Here is a 16236-nt window from a genome sequence, read left to right on the forward strand (position 1 = left end):
ATTACAAATTAATCTATGTTTAAAAATTCATCACCTGTTAGCCATTCTAAGTCACCATCTAATTGAAGAATAGGTTCGATAAAACTACCATTAATAATTTTATAATCAGAACGCCTTCCACTAAAATATTCATCATCGAAATCAAAGAAATAACTATTAAACCTTGTATGTATAGTCATGCTATAATCTAACGTTTTATGGATTCTTTTATATTGATTTCTTATCGAAATGATTGATTGTTCTTCGATTAAAGTATTAATCATTTCAGGATCATCAATCTGTAACCATAAAGGCTCATCTTCTACTCGAGAGTATATATTAATATGAGTGATTTCATCCGTTCCGCTAATGTCTTCTTCTAACATTTCTCCAAATGAAGTTGTACTAATAAATCGAAACAACATTATGCTTATTAACAAACCAATTAAAATTGAAGAAATTAAAATTAATTTTTTCAAAAACTTCACTCCTTAAAATAATTATAATAGTGTTCGTGAAATTCCGCATTGGTAATCTCTCCATTAACCCTCATCTCAACTATTTCTTTCTGACGTTGAGAGATTTTCATTAAAGTCGTTTCAATTTCTAGTAACCTCTTAATTGTTTTTCCTATTCACTGACTGGAGCTTTTAATTAACCCTTTTAAACCTAAAGAATTTAGGAGTAAATCTGTTTTGCATAAGACTCCCAATCTTTATGATCAGTATTTATTTCAATTGTAGGAATGATTGAATTTTCAGCTTGATTTCTATACTCTTGTTGTTGTGATAATAATAAATCACAAGCCTTTTTCATTTCTTTTTCAGTTTTTCCTATCCATTCATTGGGGTTTCTACTACTTATTCTTTGCTCTAGATTATTTGGAGATATAGTTAGCAAGGTACATCGGGCTCCCATTTCAAACAGTTCAGCTTCTAATTGTTTGATTTCATCTGATATAGAATGCGAGAATGCCACTCGATGATTTAAATGAAATCTTTCCAATATAAAGAATAAACCTTTGGAACGTTCGGATGATTGTCCAATTTCTCTTGCCCAATTATTTAACTTTCTCAACATCATAACTCTCTCTTTTAAAAGTTGTAAGTGTTCTTCACGGCTCAACCACTTCAGTTCACCATTTACTTTGTATAATATTTGCGAATAATGCTCACTGAGAACGATGACACTTCTTTCGACATCATCACATGCTTGAAGTTGTTTCAATGATTTTAAGACAGATGTTTTTCCAGCATTTGAATAACCTTCTAAGATTATTCCTCTAAATTTGCTCATTTTCTCCCCCTAAAATAACCTTCTTCAACTCTTCTGAATCTGTTAGGTCAAAATTAATACCTAGGTTTTCTCCTCCTAGAAGGTGGTTCTATCTTTCCAAAAATTCTAACAGACGTAGCTGGTATAATTAAAAATTAACCTTGTATCAACAGATAAAAGTAGCTAATTAATAACGATTGAAAATTCCATACCTGTTGGTTCTTGTTTATATGATGACTTGAATTCATGAAAGGTAAGTTTAATGTCAGAACTCTTTATTTGGAGAGGTGGTGATACGATATAGCTATAGGACATGTGCTCACGAGAACCTCTTATATGCACCAACTTTATGAGCCGCTAACATATCAGTAGAGCCCACATCGCCTATAACAACGGTTTTAGACAAATCTAATCTGTGTTTCTGCTCAGCCTCTAAAAGCAATCCGATTCCAGGCTTATGGCAAGTACACCTATCTGTTGGACTATGAGGACATATAAATGAATCATCAAACCCCAATTCATTAAATTCATTCCTAAAATCTTCTACTGTGGCATCTCCCTTACTAATACGATGTTGGTTCGTAAAAGCAAATATCTTTATGTCATTATCTTTTAGCTTTTTTAGTGCTTCCTTTGAAAAAGAATAAGGAGAAAAATCTTTTGGATGAACGAAATGACCATTACCACCAATAGTTCCATCTCTATCAATAAACACGGCTTGTAAATTGTCAATCAAAACCATCCCCCCATTTTATTAGAATATTGAATTAAATATTAATTTATTATAATGGTTTCAATGCTTCACCTATGAATTCCTTTATAATAATTGATAATAACCCTTAATTCTAATTTTACTATTAAACAAAACTGCTTCTTCTGAAATTATAAGCCTCCCATTTTTCACGATTTTAATGTCTTGAAATTCTCTATGCTCATTCACTTAAAAACATTAAAAAGACATTTCCATTTAATCTAGAAATGTCCTTTTATAAAGTGAATCCTTGTCATAGCTCTTTACTTTTTATGGCCAAAAACCCACAATTATAGTCATGTTTAAAAGTAATTTGAAAACTCCTTATATTTTTATCAGGTTCATTATTTATTAACTTTTGAAACGAAGCAACGACATCTATTTCAATAAACCCTCCATCATCTTGCCTAATATCACTTACCTGAAAAGGCTCAAAAGAATAAACATTTTCTTTTCCACCCTCTATATATCTCTCTTCCAAAGTGAGCAGGGTTCTTCTTTGTAACTCCAATGTTAATGCACTTTCCAACTTTTCTTCTCTTGTGATAGGTTCTTTTAATGAAGCAACCCATTCAATACTGTCTTTATTAATTTCATTGTGACAGGTATTCTCTTCGGCTGACACAGTAGACAGACCCGTTACTAGTAAAGTTATAACTACTGCACTAAACAAAATGAAGCTAATTTTTTTCTTCATACTACATCTCCTAATATAATTTAACTATATTTTGTCCAGAGTGATTCCTGCTATACTTCTTCTACAAATGTTATTTATACGACCATAGAGATTCTTTCAAGACCACCAGTTAACAAAGAAAAACCTACCCCAATTTATCAACCGAATTGAGGTAGGTGAGGATAAGTTGCCAATAATTACTTATCGGTTTCCTCATTTATTCTCTTTGTTAAATCAATAGTTCTCTTTAGAATCAGAGCCAAAATCAGGTTATTCTTAGTCCTTCCTAATTAACAGTGAACAACACTCCACATGCGTACTCTGCGGAAACATATCCACCGGCTGTACTTCCTTCGTCTTATAACCACCCTCTTCTAACACTTTTAAATCCCTTGCAAGGGTAGCTGGGTTACAGGAAACATAAACAACTCGCTCTGGTTTCATTGCTAAAATCGTTTCTAATAACTTGTCATCACAGCCTTTACGTGGTGGGTCGACGACGATGACATCTGGTCTTACACCTTGGGCATACCACCATGGTATCACTTTTTCAGCTTCTCCAACGGCAAAATCGACATTATCAAATCCATTGATTCGGGCGTTTTGTTTGGCGTCGCTAATGGCTTCGGGTACGATTTCAACTCCAAGGACTCGTTTCGCTTTTTGTGCTAAAAATAGCGAGATCGTACCAATTCCACAATAAGCGTCAATCACCGTTTCATGCCCTTTGATATCGGCATATTCTAAGGCTTTGTCATACAAAACCTTCGTCTGATCAGGATTCACTTGATAGAAAGAACGAGCCGAAATCGCAAAACGGATTTCGCCGATATAATCATGGATATATTCTTCACCCCAAAGCACATTTGTTTCGTCACCGAAAATGACGTTTGTCCGTTTTGGGTTGATGTTTTGCACGATTGATGTCACGTCTGGTAAAGCTTCACAGATGTCGTCGATAATGTTCTTTTTATTCGGTAATTCTTTCCCTCTTGTGACGAGGACAATCATCAGTTCACCTGTCTTTTTACCCTGGCGAACGACGACATGGCGTAAAGTGCCACGGTGTTTTTCTTCATCATATGCTCGAATCCCGTAACGAGAGGCAATTTCTTTAACCGATTGGACAGCAATATCATTTTCTTTTTGTTGAATGATACAGCTGTCCATATCGATGATGTGATGACTGCGTTGTTGGTAAAAGCCAGCGATGAGCTCCCCATCTTTTTCACCAAATGGCACTTGTGATTTATTGCGATATTGCCAAGGCTCGTCCATTCCGAGAGTTGGATGGACAGGAACATCCTTAATTCCACCAATTCGCTCAAGCACGTCCTGCACTTGTTTCTGTTTCATCTTCAATTGAGCCTCATAACTTAAATGCTGGATTTGACAGCCACCACATTGGTGAAAGATTGGACAGGGTGGTTCCACACGGTTTGGGCTTGCTTTGATAATCTTTAAAAGTTTCGCAAAACCGTAACCTTTATTCGTTTTCAGTACTTTTGCTTTGACCTTTTCCCCTGGAATCGCTTCAGGGATAAATAAGGCGTAGCCATCAATTTTTGCTACGCCTGCCCCTTCATGGGTTAAGTCTTCTATTTGAAGTTCAACGATATCATTTTTTTGTACAGGTAATCCTTTTTGTTTCATTATTTTTGCCGTCCTTTTTTATATGCTATATGTGATTGTAGCATATTTTGTTCCTCATTAGGAAATGCCTACAACCTTTAAGCACCGCCACTATTTGCCGCCGCATTATTTCTGCGCTGAATCGAATTAACACCAATAATCGCTAAAATTAATTCCTCCGTTGATAGCTCTGTGGAACGATTCGTTAATTTAAAAGCAGGAGCTGAAAAAAACGAGCTAATCCGCTCAAACTCTCCGACGACTTCCTCCACTTCATTTAAAATTTGATAAGAATGTGAAAACGCTGGGGCCTGAATCAAATAACGTGTCTCATCTGGCTTGATGTAATAAAACTTCTTGTTCCAAGACCAAATTTGTTGTTGAACATACCCTAATTCTCGCTCTTTATAATCAAGCATACGCCATTTACCTGAAAAGCCACGAAAAAAACCACGCATCATTTCGATATTGTTTTCATCTAATATCGAAACCTTTGTTGAAAATGCAGATTTTAAATCAAGAGAACCAATTTTTTGCTCATTGCTATCCATAATATCGGTTAAACCACTTGAAAAAAAGTTCTCTCGAAAATAAACAATATGTTCCATAAAAACCACCTCACCTACTAGCTTTTCTTATTTTACGCAACAACTAAAGAAAAAGTTTCGAATACCGTCTAGCTCACTCTCTTCATTTCTCAGTAAGATAGTCGGCCATGGCTTCAAACTATTTTTTCATTATCCAAAACGGAGCGAGCGGAATGCCTGGAGACTCCTGCGGGATTAGTGAAGGACGGGAGACCCCTCAAGCGAAGTGAGGAGGATCCCGATTCACCCGCGGAACGCGTAGGGCATGTAGCTCGCGGAGTATACTAACTAATGTAACTATATTTTAACAAGTAGATCGTTTTTCAGTGGCCTCCTCCAAAGCGAGGAGGATCCCGACTCACCAGCAAAACTCGTAGGGCATGCAGCTCGCGGAGTATACTAACTAATGCAACCATATATTAACGAGTAACGTTTTTCAGTAACCTCCTTATCTCAACCATTGACTTATTCATTTAGCCGTTTTACAATAGTTTTATCTTAAATCGGAGGAGGATTATTAAAAATGTATTCAATGAGATTGCGTTTCCCAACTTTGAATTCGTAATTTAATACGATCAAAGGCTCTGTTTGTGTAAGCAGAGTAAACGGGAGCAGTCTGTCCTTTTTTAATAATCTTCAATTTTAAGCATCATCGATGTATGCTTATTTGTAGAAAGGCGACTCGTTCTGCCTTTCTTTTTTTATGTTTAAAAATGGTTCTACTTTTTGCTTCAAGAAAAGTAGGTCTCTTTCATGTAACCCAAAAAATGACCGATTATAGGTGGCATTTTGGTGTATATGAATTCGGAAAGGTGTACCCGTTTACTCCCGATCACAGGCAGATGCTTGTGATTTTTTTCATGCAAAAAAACGGGGAGGGATTATGATGGAAACATTAACATTAGAACTATCGAATATAGAAATCTCTTTTTTAGATAAAGTGATTCTCGATATTCCAAAACTATCGGTTTATCAATTTGACCGGATTGGCATTGTGGGTCAAAACGGTAGTGGAAAAAGTACATTACTCAAACTCATCAAAGGAGAATTACAACCAAATAAAGGGACGGTCAATCATCAAGTCGACTTTGGTTATTTTGAGCAGACTGAACCACCAACAGTCGGTACAGTTGATTACCAAATGCTCGGACGATTGGCGATTCCCGAAACGGCACATGATCACCTAAGTGGTGGCGAACAAACTCGCTTAAAGCTGGCCCAATTATTTTCCACTTATTATGAAGGGTTATTGTTAGATGAACCAACGACCCACTTGGACCAGAGCGGGCACCAATTTTTAATAGAAGAGCTCAAATATTATTACGGCTCTCTCCTACTCGTCAGTCATGACCGATATATGTTAGATGAGCTGGTTAATAAAATTTGGGAAGTGAAGGATGGAGAGGTAACCGAGTATACAGGGAATTACTCAGATTATATCGAACAAAAGAAGCTGGAAAAAGAACAGCAGCAGGAGCAACACGAGAAATATGTAAAGGATAAAAATCGTTTATTAAAAGCGGCTGAAGAGAAAATGAAAAAGGCTCAAAAAGTCACACAAGCAAGCAAAAAAACGTCTCAAAAAGAAACAAAAGCAAAAGCGAACTTAATGTTTATGACCAAATCAAAAGATACGAGTCAAAAGGCGATTCATAAAGCAGCAAAGGCTTTGGAGCAAAGGGTCGAACAGCTCGAGGTCGTTGAAGCACCTGAACGAGAACGATCGATATCGTTCCCACAACCAGCATCCTTGCAACTTCACAATAAATTTCCAGTGATGGCTGATCGTCTAACACTTAAGATTGAAGGGAAAACATTACTTGATGACGTCAGCTTCCAGTTTCCACTTAGCCAAACAATCGCGATTACAGGTGATAACGGTTCAGGTAAGTCAACGCTCCTGCGTCATATTTTGCAAAGCGGTGAAGGGCTGACAATATCACCAAAGGTCGAATTCGGATATTACGCCCAGCTGAGCTATCATTTTCAAAAAGAAGAAACTGTCTATTCCTATATCGAGGAACGCAGTGTTCATGAGGAAAAAGTGATTCGGGCTGCCTTGCATTCGATGAATTTTTCAGGTAATGATATTAAAAAAGATGTTCGTAGCTTAAGTGGTGGTGAGCGTATTCGCCTTATTTTGTGCCAGCTCTTCCTCGGCCGATACAATGTGCTCGTCTTGGATGAGCCAACAAATTTTCTCGATGTCGATTGTCTGAACGCTTTAGAAGCATTTATTAATGGATACGCGGGTACCGTTTTACTCGTTTCCCATGACCGTACATTCGTCAAGCAAGTCGCCAATCAACAATATAAAATTGAAAATCAAAATTTAAACTTACTATAAGAGGTGTTTTAAAATGACAAATACGATTCCAGTACATGAAATAATAAAAAGAGCTAAACAAAATGGCATTGAATTAAAAGAAGAAACGATTAAGATAAACGAATCTGGTCTAGATTTTCAGGTCACCTTAGCGGAATCCATCACAGGCGAAAAGTGGCTACTTCGGATTCCCCGTCGAGAAGACGTCTTTCCGAAAACAAAATCAGAAAAAATCGCGCTAGATTATATCGCCCACCACGTTTCCTTTGAAGTCCCAATTTGGGAAGTTCACACGCCAGAATTGATCGCTTATAAGCAATTATCTGGTGTTCCAGCAGCCACGATCGATATGGAGAAGAAAGCTTATGTTTATGAACTGGATGAAAACAATGTCCCTGAAAGTTACCATCAGTCTTTAGCAAATTGTCTAGCTGAGTTGCATAAATTACCTTTAAGCGAGACGGAACTTCCAAGTGAGATTATCGTTCAATCACCTGAACAAATTCGAGCAACAATACAAGAACGAATGCTAAAAGTGAAAGAAGAATTCCCAATCAGTAAGGAACTTTGGTCTCGTTGGCAAAGGTGGCTAGCTAACGATGAAATGTGGCCAAAGCAAACAGGAATGCTTCATGGTGATGACCATGTTGGCCATATGCTCATTAACGAAGAAGGAGCGATTACCGGTATGATCGATTGGACCGAAGCACAAGTTGCCGATATTTCGAAGGACTTTTTACCACATTATATGGTCTTTGGTGAAGAAGCTCTTGATAAGCTACTCTATTATTACGAGCAAACCGGTGGCTATACATGGCCGAAAATGAAAGAGCATATTATTGAATTGCATTCCACATACCCAATTGACGTGGCCGAATTCGCGATTAGTTCCGGATTAGACGAATACAAACAAATGGCACTCGAAGCTCTAGGTACAGCAGAGTCGAAGTAAACTGTTCAAAAGATAGACTTATCGAAATGAAAAACCGAAACTTCTTCAGTGAATGTTTCGGTTTTTTTCTATTATTTGGTGTTACTTTCAATAATTAAATTCTGTGATGCCAGCCAGAAAAAGGCTACCTTAAATTTATTTCTTTTGAGATTGAATCCTGAACCTAGATAAGCCCAGCCCCTCAGGTAAATGCTCCCTGCTTTTATATGCTAGGGTGCTCCCATTCTCTCAAATCTTCTTTTTCTATTTGAATCGTACTATGCTCAATATGAAGCTTTTCTCTAATATAGTGATTCGCTTGTAACAAAATTTCATGATGTTCTTCTGAATAAGAAGGGTCAATAACGAGGTGTGCTGTCAAACTGTTAATGCCTGATGTTATCGTCCAAATATGAAGATCATGTACATTTGTAACCCCTTCAATTGCCAGTAAATCATTCTCAACCTCTACAACATTAATACTAGCAGGAGTGCCCTCTAACAGTACATGAACCGTATCCTTCAACAAGCGGAAGCCTGAAAAAGCAATCATTAAAGCAATGATTATACTTAAAATAGGGTCGGCCATATACCAACTAGTAAAATAAATAATAATCCCAGCAATTATCGCAGCGACCGATCCTAATGTATCACTAAGGACATGCAAGTAGGCACCGCGCATATTAAGATTATCCTTCACATCTCCTCGCATGAGAGCAAACATAGCTCCAATATTAGCTAAAAGACCGATGAAAGCTATTAGCATCATCGCTCCCCCCATGACTTCTTGAGGTGACATTAGTCGACCAATCGCTTCACGAATCACAAATGCAGCAATGACTAACAATGCTACACTATTAAACAAAGATGATAACACTTCATAGCGATGATTACCGAAAGTGCGTTTATGAGTTGCCGCTTTGGCAGCTAAAATAATCGCTAATAAACTGATGAACAAGTTCGAGAAATCATTAAACATATGAACCGCATCAGCTAAAAGAGCTAAACTCCCTGTCCAAAGCCCTCCAAGAAATTGAATAAACATCCAACTTCCAATAATGATCATCGCGATAACTAAATTTTTCTTATTTTCCTGACCTGTCGCATGATGATGCCCGTGATGGTGACCCATTTTATCACTCCTCTACCTATTATCAATATATGAACATGTATTCATATATTGATAATAACATACTTTCCTCTAAATTTATAGTCTTAAAAATCGACTAAAGCTCTAAAACACCCTTAATCATGAATGGAATGTTGAATCGTTTTCACAAGGATTTCCAAAACATGTTCATCTTCCGGAGAATAAAACATAGATGTTCCTACTCTACGTGATTTCACAAGTCGTAAATTTTTCAAAAAACGTAATTGATGGGAAACCGTTGATTGTCCTAAGGCTAACTGCTCCACAATCTCCCCTACCGAACATTCCTTTTCCGCTAGAAGATGTAAAATTCTTATTCGTGTCGGATCACCAAGAGCCTTAAAAGTTTGCGATACGATAAACAACGTTTCTTTATCTAGATCATTATATTGATTTGTCATTAGTTACGCCCCTTAAATGCTGATTATATGTTCATATTAACATGTTTTAATGTTGAAAATAAACATTATTACGGCTAGCAATTAATCAAACAAGCATCCCTATAAGTCTGAGCGCTTGGGATGCTTGTTGTCTGTTTATTGCTTATTTTTCCGTTCCTTTGGTGTGAGCATTTGAAAGTGCTGATACAGGTTGACGAATTCAGCGGGTAGCTTTCCGCCATGTTCTCCGTCTAAATTCAATTTCATATCCTCATCTTCAACAAAAACCTTGATACGGTTTGCCTGTACATACAGTACTTTTGAATGATTGAGATGTTCTCCTCTTAATGCTAATCCCGCCAACGTTAAAAATTCTGGAAAGCTTGTTTTTTTAACAATAATAAAGTCAAACATTCCGTCTTGTAGAGATGCATCTGGAGCCAGTTTTTCAAAGCCTCCAACCGAGTTCGTATTAGAAACAAGAAACATCATGATATCGCCTTCAAAAAGCTTACCATCATACTCAATTCGTACAAATGTTGGTTTGATTTGCGGTAGCATTTCCAAACCTTTTATATAATAAGCCAATTGTCCAACCATTGTTTTCATCTTACTTGGAACTTCATACGTTAATTCCGTCAAAGCTCCTGCTGCGGCAATATTAATAAAATATTTATCATTCACTTTCCCAATATCAATTGGTTCAATATGATCGCCGCACAAGACATCACATGCCTTTTCAATATCTTTTGGAATACCTAAAGCTCTTGCAAAATCATTTGTTGTTCCGGCAGGGATTAACCCGATCATCGGCCTTTCCTTTAAATGAGCCAAACCATTGATTACTTCAAAAATGGTACCGTCACCGCCAGCTGCGATCACAAGGTCATATCCATTTTTTGCTGCTTTCTCTGCTGCTCGTTTCGCACAGCCTTCTCCTGTTGTCGCATGTGCCGATGTTTCATAGCCCGCGGTTTCTAAACGCTCCAAGACATAGGCTAAACTTTTTCGGATTTGTTCACGACCTGAAGTTGGATTATAGATCAGACGTGCTCGCTTCATAAATATCCCCCTATTTTCTCTTAACAGTACAAGTCTAAATGTGTTGTCATTGTATGAGTCGATTCATCGTTTTATGCTTTTCATGCATCGTCATTTTCCCATGCTTGGAAGACCTGACCAGAAGCCAAGTTTCTATGTTCCACATATTGTAATTAATACATTAAAGACTATTTTACATCAAAATGGACCCAAACAACAAATTTCGCACAATAGATTCGATAAATTGTCATGATTGTTGATTATTCTCAGCCCGTCATCTTTAACGATTACAGTAAGCAGTACAGGCACAACACCATGTCAAATGCCGCTCAAATAAAGAGCCGAAAAACTAAGGGGATAAACCGGCTAGTATTCAAGTTAAACCTAGAGCAAGATTAGATGAATGGACGTGTTTGGCCTATTATGGCTGTGTATAGACCATAATCGAGCTGCCAGCGGTGAAACTGATACGATTTTGGCCTTCTCCAATTTTGTAGGTTGTTTCTTCCAAGCCAGCGTTGTCGACGAAGAGCTGATCGCCCTCTAAAAGCACGTCGCTTTGTTCACTTACATATGTCTCAATAAGTCCTTCATACTGAATCGTCCAATCAGCGGATAAATCACTTGCATACAAATTGATTTTTCCGTTGTAATTTTGACCACGGACTTCTAATTCCAATTCATTCGGAATTAACAGGGTCGGTCGTACTTCTGGTTGATAATTGTATAAACCTTTCACAGTCGGTAACGCCTTTAGTGATATGTAAAGCGTGCCTCCTTTAATATGCGTTTGTAAATAATCCTCGATTTTGGCCACAACCGTCTCTTCATTAATGCTCTGATAAGTTCCGAACACCTCTACAGCATCATGCTCTGACGCTTCGATATTTAAATCCTGGCCATCGGCTTCAACAACGACTCGCTCGTACCTCCCGGCCACTTCCTCAGAGTATGAAGGTAAATTTTGAGTCGTTTCTGTTTTATGACCAATTGAATAACGGAATTCCTCCATCAGACCTGACACCGATAAAAACATAAAGCTTAACGCAATCGTTCCGATAATTCCAACGAAGAAAATGCTAAGGAAATCATATTTAATCCGTGCATCCTCATCATCTCTTTTTTTCAAATAGACGAGCATTTCCGTCCCCACAATGATTAGTAAAAACGGCCACCATGACATAAATAATTCATACATACTCACATTGAGCCAGTTTGATGCTACTAAAACGACTCCAAGTAATATTAATGTAATGCCCATTGAAAATGAGCCAACTCTCCAAGTTTTCAAGCCTCAGACTCCCCTTCCATATCCTTTTTCTCTTGTTTTTTTGAACCAGAAAGCAAATATACTCCGGCTGCAATTAATAACGTGCAGACGATAAATGTTTGAAAATAGTTATAAAACCAAAAACGTAAATCCATTCCAAAATATTGTTCAAATGTTGGAGCTAATGCATGAATTAGTACTTGATCAAATAAATAATAACCACCAAGTAAAATGGCCCCAATCCCAATCCACTTTTGGTAATTTTGAAAGGCTGTAAAAATCGGTACATCCTTTAAATTTTCATCGTATTGAGCCACCTTTTGTAAGGCATCAAAAAAGCTATAAAACCAAATAATTGGAATTAAGAACAGAAACATCGTCAAACGTAATAAATCCATTAAAAATAAGCCGACTAAAAACAGAGCCATAAGCTGTAATCCACGTCGTTGCAGACCTAAATATAAATGACCAGCCCCTGGAAAAATCGCAAATAACATCGCAATTGGTTTACTCTTTCTCCCAATTCTATTCGCTTCTATATCCTCTAAAATCGATCGGTCCACAAGTTCTTCGCCTTTTCCCTTTTTATTCACAAATTGAATGACATCAAATAGGTTAAAAATCCAAATAATTGGCAGCAATCCTAAGAAGACAATAAACACACCTTGTCCGGTAAGAACCGTTGTAAAAATAACCATTGTGATTAAACCAAAGAAGGCGACCATTAACGTTAATCCGCGGTTCATTAAACCAAGCTGCATATGGCCAAGTCCGGGAATGAGTGACATAAACGTAATAAACAGTCGTTCACTATCATCTGTTTTTTGTTGGACCTCCCCTTCTGTTGGTTCATAACTTTGATTCCTTAGTACATTAATAACGGAATGAATAAATTGAACGAACCATACACACATCGCTAAAAAGAAAGCAATTAGGGCTTCTCCTGCAATATAGCCAAGATCAAAAACCATTATTATCCCAAATGAAAAAAGAATTGTAAACGGTATTACATATATTAACGCCATAATAGGTCTTCTTAAGTAAAAGAAGCTCCCACCTGGGATAAAGGCTAAAAAGAATGCTACCAAATTATTTCTATTCATGATGACCGCCCCTTTCTGCGTTTGTCATTTTATCAAATACTAATGTAATTTTATCTAATACGCGCTCTGAAACCGGTAGAGGTATCTCTTCATCGCTACGTGGTGATGCCTCATCATGAATGCCCTCAAGATGGTCGGAACCAAAGGCAATCTCTTCAAATATACCGGAAGTCATCAAAACAAAAGTAAGCGAAGCCGCCAACACATAATGAAGGAGAGTTTGTTTCTTTTTCGGTTTCGCTTTTGCTGATTTTCTATGAATGAATTGGTTATCCCCATTCGCCACTTTCGGTAATTCATGTCGTTGATAATTTTTGGAGCTCTGCTCTATTGTGATATCTTTTATCTGAAGATGCTGCTGAGCTTTTGCTAGCGGCTCGACTTTTTCCATTACAGCATCAACAAATATCGCTGGCTCACTTGTAGCAACGTCAATCTTTTCTAATGCCACCATATAAACATCCAAACATTCGTCACACGTATAGAGGTGCTCCTCCATTGTTTCTTCCATTGCTCTTGTTACCTCACCATTTATATACAGAATCCAATCTTCTTTTGTAAATCGATTATGACTCATCGAAACTCATCCTCCTTCCATCTGTCTTTAACCCATTTCCTCGCTCGGTAAAGTTTCGTTTCCACCGTTTTCACTTCCACCTTCTGCTCATTGGCAATTTCTTGATAGCTTTTTTCTTCTATGTAAAAAGCAATTAATACATTGCGGTAATTTTCTGGAACAGACTCCATCTTTTCAAGTACGATTCGTTTGGTTTCTTTTTTAATCAACTGCTCTTCGATTTCATTGCTTGTTGTCGTGCCTTCCCAATCACCGAGAGCCTCTTCTTTCCGCCTTGCTCGTTTCCTTTTTTCATCGATAGCCATATTGACAGCGATTCGCGTAACCCATGTCTTAAATCCACGTGCCTCATACTGGGGGAGAGCATAGAACACGCGGACAAAAACATCTTGAGCTAACTCTTCGGCATCTTTAACATTTTTAATTACAGGCATAATCGCACGAATCACATGAGCTCGATGCTCTTCAACAATTTGTCGAAACGCCCACTCATCGCCCTGCTGAGCCCTTTTTACTAACTCATCCATATAGAGCCGCTCTCCCCCCTTCTCACTGTCTACCTATTAGACGTTCATTTTCTCAGTTTCCCCTACAGTTGTGAATAAAATTTTTTATTTTTTTGTGATGGAAGCCGCGGAAAGCTTAAAAGAGGCTGGGACATAACTAGCTATAGAAAGTTTTATTCGCTGGCTTCGGGTTCTTTGGCGGCTTTTGATTCCCTTTGACGCTTTTATTTGCTGGCTTCGGGCTCTTTGGCGGCTTTTGATTCCCTTTGACGCTTTTATTCGCTGGCTTCGGGCTTCATTGACGGCTTTTGATTCCCTTTGACGCTTTTATTCGCTGGCTTCGGGCTTCATTGACTGCTTTTGATTCCCTTTGACACTTTTATTTGCTGGCTTCGGGCTTCATTGGCGGCTTTTGATTCCCTTTGACACTTTTATTTGCTGGCTTCGGGCTTCATTGACGGCTTTTGATTCCCTTTAAGACTTTTTTCAGTGGCTTCATCGCCCTCCACTTCCATTCCAATATAGATAATAAAAGCCGGTGACATTTTACGAGTAAAATGTCACCGGCTTTTTATTTAAGAGGTGTTTTGGCCCCAACCTCTCATGTTTAACGTTTATTTATTTCTTCTAGTAATAACTTATTGACCATTGGCGGGTTAGCTTTCCCTTTTGAAGCTTTCATAATTTGGCCGACTAGGAAGCCAACCGCACGTTCTTTTCCGTTTTTGAAGTCTTCGATAGATTGTGGGTTGTTGTCGAGGACTTCGGTTACCATTTTCAGAAGCTCACCTTCATCAGAGATTTGCACGAGGCCTTTCTCTTTGACGATTTCTTCTGGGTCTCCACCTTTTTCAATTAAATCCTTGAACACTTTTTTCGCAATTTTAGACGAGATGGTCCCTTTTTGGATTAACTGAATCATTTTTGCTAAACCTTCAGGAGTTAACGCAACATCTGCAAGCTCCTTTTGTTCAGCATTTAAGTATCCTGAAACTTCTCCCATTAACCAGTTTGATGCAAGCTTTGCGTCTCCACCTTTAGCAACCGTTTCTTCAAAGAAATCCGACATTTCTTTTGTTAGCGTTAAAACGACCGCATCATAAGCTGGTAAGCCTAACTCTTCGACATAACGAGCTTTACGAGCATCTGGCAATTCAGGGAGCGACGCACGGACACGTTCCTTCCACTCCTCATCAATATGGAGAGCGACTAAATCTGGCTCTGGGAAATAACGATAGTCATCAGAACCTTCTTTAACACGCATTAAAAGTGTCTTACCTGTTGCCTCATCAAAACGACGTGTTTCTTGCTCAATGATTCCACCAGATAACAGCACTTGCTCTTGGCGTTTTTCTTCATACTCTAGCCCTTTACGAACAAAGTTGAACGAGTTTAAGTTTTTCAATTCTGCTTTTGTACCGAACTGCTCTTGACCGACTGGGCGAAGAGAAATATTAGCATCACAACGTAAAGAACCCTCTTCCATTTTACAATCGGACACACCAGCGAATTGAATGATTGCTTTTAATTTTTCTAAATAAGCATATGCCTCTTCAGGAGTACGGATATCCGGCTCCGAAACAATCTCAACTAATGGTGTTCCTTGACGGTTAAAGTCAACAAGTGAATAACCATTACCAGAGTGCGTTAATTTACCTGCATCTTCTTCTAAATGAATGCGTGTAATACCGATTCTCTTTTTCTTACCGCCAACTTCAATCTCAATCCAACCATGCTCCCCGATTGGTTTATCAAACTGCGAAATTTGATACGCCTTAGGGTTATCTGGATAAAAGTAGTTCTTACGGTCAAATTTTGTATCTGTTGCTACTTGGCAGTTTAGAGCCATCGCTGCTTTCATCCCAAACTCAACGGCCTTTGCGTTCAAAACTGGCAGGACACCTGGATAGCCTAAATCAATTACACTCGTGTTTGCGTTTGGTTCAGAACCAAAATGATTAGGGCTAGCAGAGAAGATTTTTGACTCGGTTTTTAACTCAACATGGACCTCAAGTCCGATTACTGTTTCAAAATTCATCGCTTATTCCCCCC

General features: G+C 38.1%; 16 protein-coding genes. 2 read left to right on the forward strand and 14 right to left on the reverse strand.

Going from position 1 to position 16236, the window contains the following annotated elements:
- Positions 1–8 precede the first annotated feature (8 nt).
- From AA0017_RS16190 to AA0017_RS16215, 6 genes are all read right to left on the reverse strand, one after another.
- Positions 9–458 (reverse strand): hypothetical protein, encoded by a 450-nt coding sequence (locus AA0017_RS16190; RefSeq protein ID WP_413376112.1) that lies wholly within the window; start codon positions 456–458, stop codon positions 9–11.
- 199 nt (positions 459–657) lie between these two features.
- On the reverse strand, positions 658–1275 hold the full coding sequence (locus tag AA0017_RS16195) for a hypothetical protein (RefSeq protein WP_413376113.1): 618 nt from the start codon (positions 1273–1275) through the stop codon (positions 658–660).
- Between the two features lie 298 nt (positions 1276–1573).
- Positions 1574–1990, reverse strand: a complete 417-nt coding sequence (locus tag AA0017_RS16200) for an HAD-IIIA family hydrolase (RefSeq protein WP_413376114.1) — start codon at positions 1988–1990, stop codon at positions 1574–1576.
- Positions 1991–2258: 268 nt separating this feature from the next.
- Positions 2259–2702 carry a hypothetical protein gene (locus AA0017_RS16205; protein ID WP_413376115.1) on the reverse strand — a complete coding sequence of 148 codons (444 nt, stop codon included), beginning with the start codon at positions 2700–2702 and terminating at the stop codon, positions 2259–2261.
- A gap of 255 nt (positions 2703–2957) precedes the next feature.
- Positions 2958–4334 carry a 23S rRNA (uracil(1939)-C(5))-methyltransferase RlmD gene (rlmD, locus tag AA0017_RS16210; RefSeq protein WP_413376117.1) on the reverse strand — a complete coding sequence of 459 codons (1377 nt, stop codon included), beginning with the start codon at positions 4332–4334 and terminating at the stop codon, positions 2958–2960.
- Between the two features lie 77 nt (positions 4335–4411).
- Complete coding sequence (locus AA0017_RS16215) at positions 4412–4921, reverse strand: hypothetical protein (protein WP_413376119.1); 510 nt, start codon at positions 4919–4921, stop codon at positions 4412–4414.
- 865 nt (positions 4922–5786) lie between these two features.
- Between AA0017_RS16215 and AA0017_RS16220 the strand changes: the two genes are divergently transcribed.
- Positions 5787–7247 (forward strand): Msr family ABC-F type ribosomal protection protein, encoded by a 1461-nt coding sequence (locus AA0017_RS16220; protein ID WP_413376121.1) that lies wholly within the window; start codon positions 5787–5789, stop codon positions 7245–7247.
- A 13-nt stretch (positions 7248–7260) separates the two neighbouring features.
- Positions 7261–8178 (forward strand): macrolide 2'-phosphotransferase, encoded by a 918-nt coding sequence (locus AA0017_RS16225; protein ID WP_413376123.1) that lies wholly within the window; start codon positions 7261–7263, stop codon positions 8176–8178.
- 202 nt (positions 8179–8380) lie between these two features.
- On the opposite strand, the gene AA0017_RS16230 is transcribed toward AA0017_RS16225, so the two are convergent.
- The 8 genes from AA0017_RS16230 to gatB form a co-directional block, all read right to left on the reverse strand.
- Positions 8381–9289 carry a cation diffusion facilitator family transporter gene (locus AA0017_RS16230; RefSeq protein ID WP_413376125.1) on the reverse strand — a complete coding sequence of 303 codons (909 nt, stop codon included), beginning with the start codon at positions 9287–9289 and terminating at the stop codon, positions 8381–8383.
- 113 nt (positions 9290–9402) lie between these two features.
- A complete protein-coding gene (locus AA0017_RS16235) occupies positions 9403–9708 on the reverse strand; it encodes an ArsR/SmtB family transcription factor (RefSeq protein ID WP_413376127.1) in 306 nt (101 codons plus the stop codon).
- 135 nt (positions 9709–9843) lie between these two features.
- Positions 9844–10749 (reverse strand): diacylglycerol kinase, encoded by a 906-nt coding sequence (locus AA0017_RS16240; protein WP_413376128.1) that lies wholly within the window; start codon positions 10747–10749, stop codon positions 9844–9846.
- A 400-nt stretch (positions 10750–11149) separates the two neighbouring features.
- On the reverse strand, positions 11150–12019 hold the full coding sequence (locus AA0017_RS16245; protein ID WP_413376130.1) for a LiaF transmembrane domain-containing protein: 870 nt from the start codon (positions 12017–12019) through the stop codon (positions 11150–11152).
- On the reverse strand, positions 12016–13101 hold the full coding sequence (locus tag AA0017_RS16250; RefSeq protein ID WP_413376132.1) for a hypothetical protein: 1086 nt from the start codon (positions 13099–13101) through the stop codon (positions 12016–12018). The genes AA0017_RS16245 and AA0017_RS16250 overlap by 4 nt, the downstream gene beginning before the upstream one ends.
- Positions 13094–13678 carry a hypothetical protein gene (locus AA0017_RS16255; RefSeq protein WP_413376134.1) on the reverse strand — a complete coding sequence of 195 codons (585 nt, stop codon included), beginning with the start codon at positions 13676–13678 and terminating at the stop codon, positions 13094–13096. The genes AA0017_RS16250 and AA0017_RS16255 overlap by 8 nt, the downstream gene beginning before the upstream one ends.
- Complete coding sequence (locus tag AA0017_RS16260; RefSeq protein WP_413376136.1) at positions 13675–14205, reverse strand: RNA polymerase sigma factor; 531 nt, start codon at positions 14203–14205, stop codon at positions 13675–13677. Before AA0017_RS16260 ends, AA0017_RS16255 begins: the two co-directional genes overlap by 4 nt.
- A 586-nt stretch (positions 14206–14791) precedes the next feature.
- On the reverse strand, positions 14792–16222 hold the full coding sequence (gene gatB, locus AA0017_RS16265; protein WP_413376137.1) for an Asp-tRNA(Asn)/Glu-tRNA(Gln) amidotransferase subunit GatB: 1431 nt from the start codon (positions 16220–16222) through the stop codon (positions 14792–14794).
- Positions 16223–16236 lie beyond the last annotated feature (14 nt).

Source organism: Alkalihalobacillus phoenicis, assembly GCF_047302405.1.
In the GTDB taxonomy this organism is placed as follows: domain Bacteria; phylum Bacillota; class Bacilli; order Bacillales; family Bacillaceae_D; genus Alkalihalobacillus.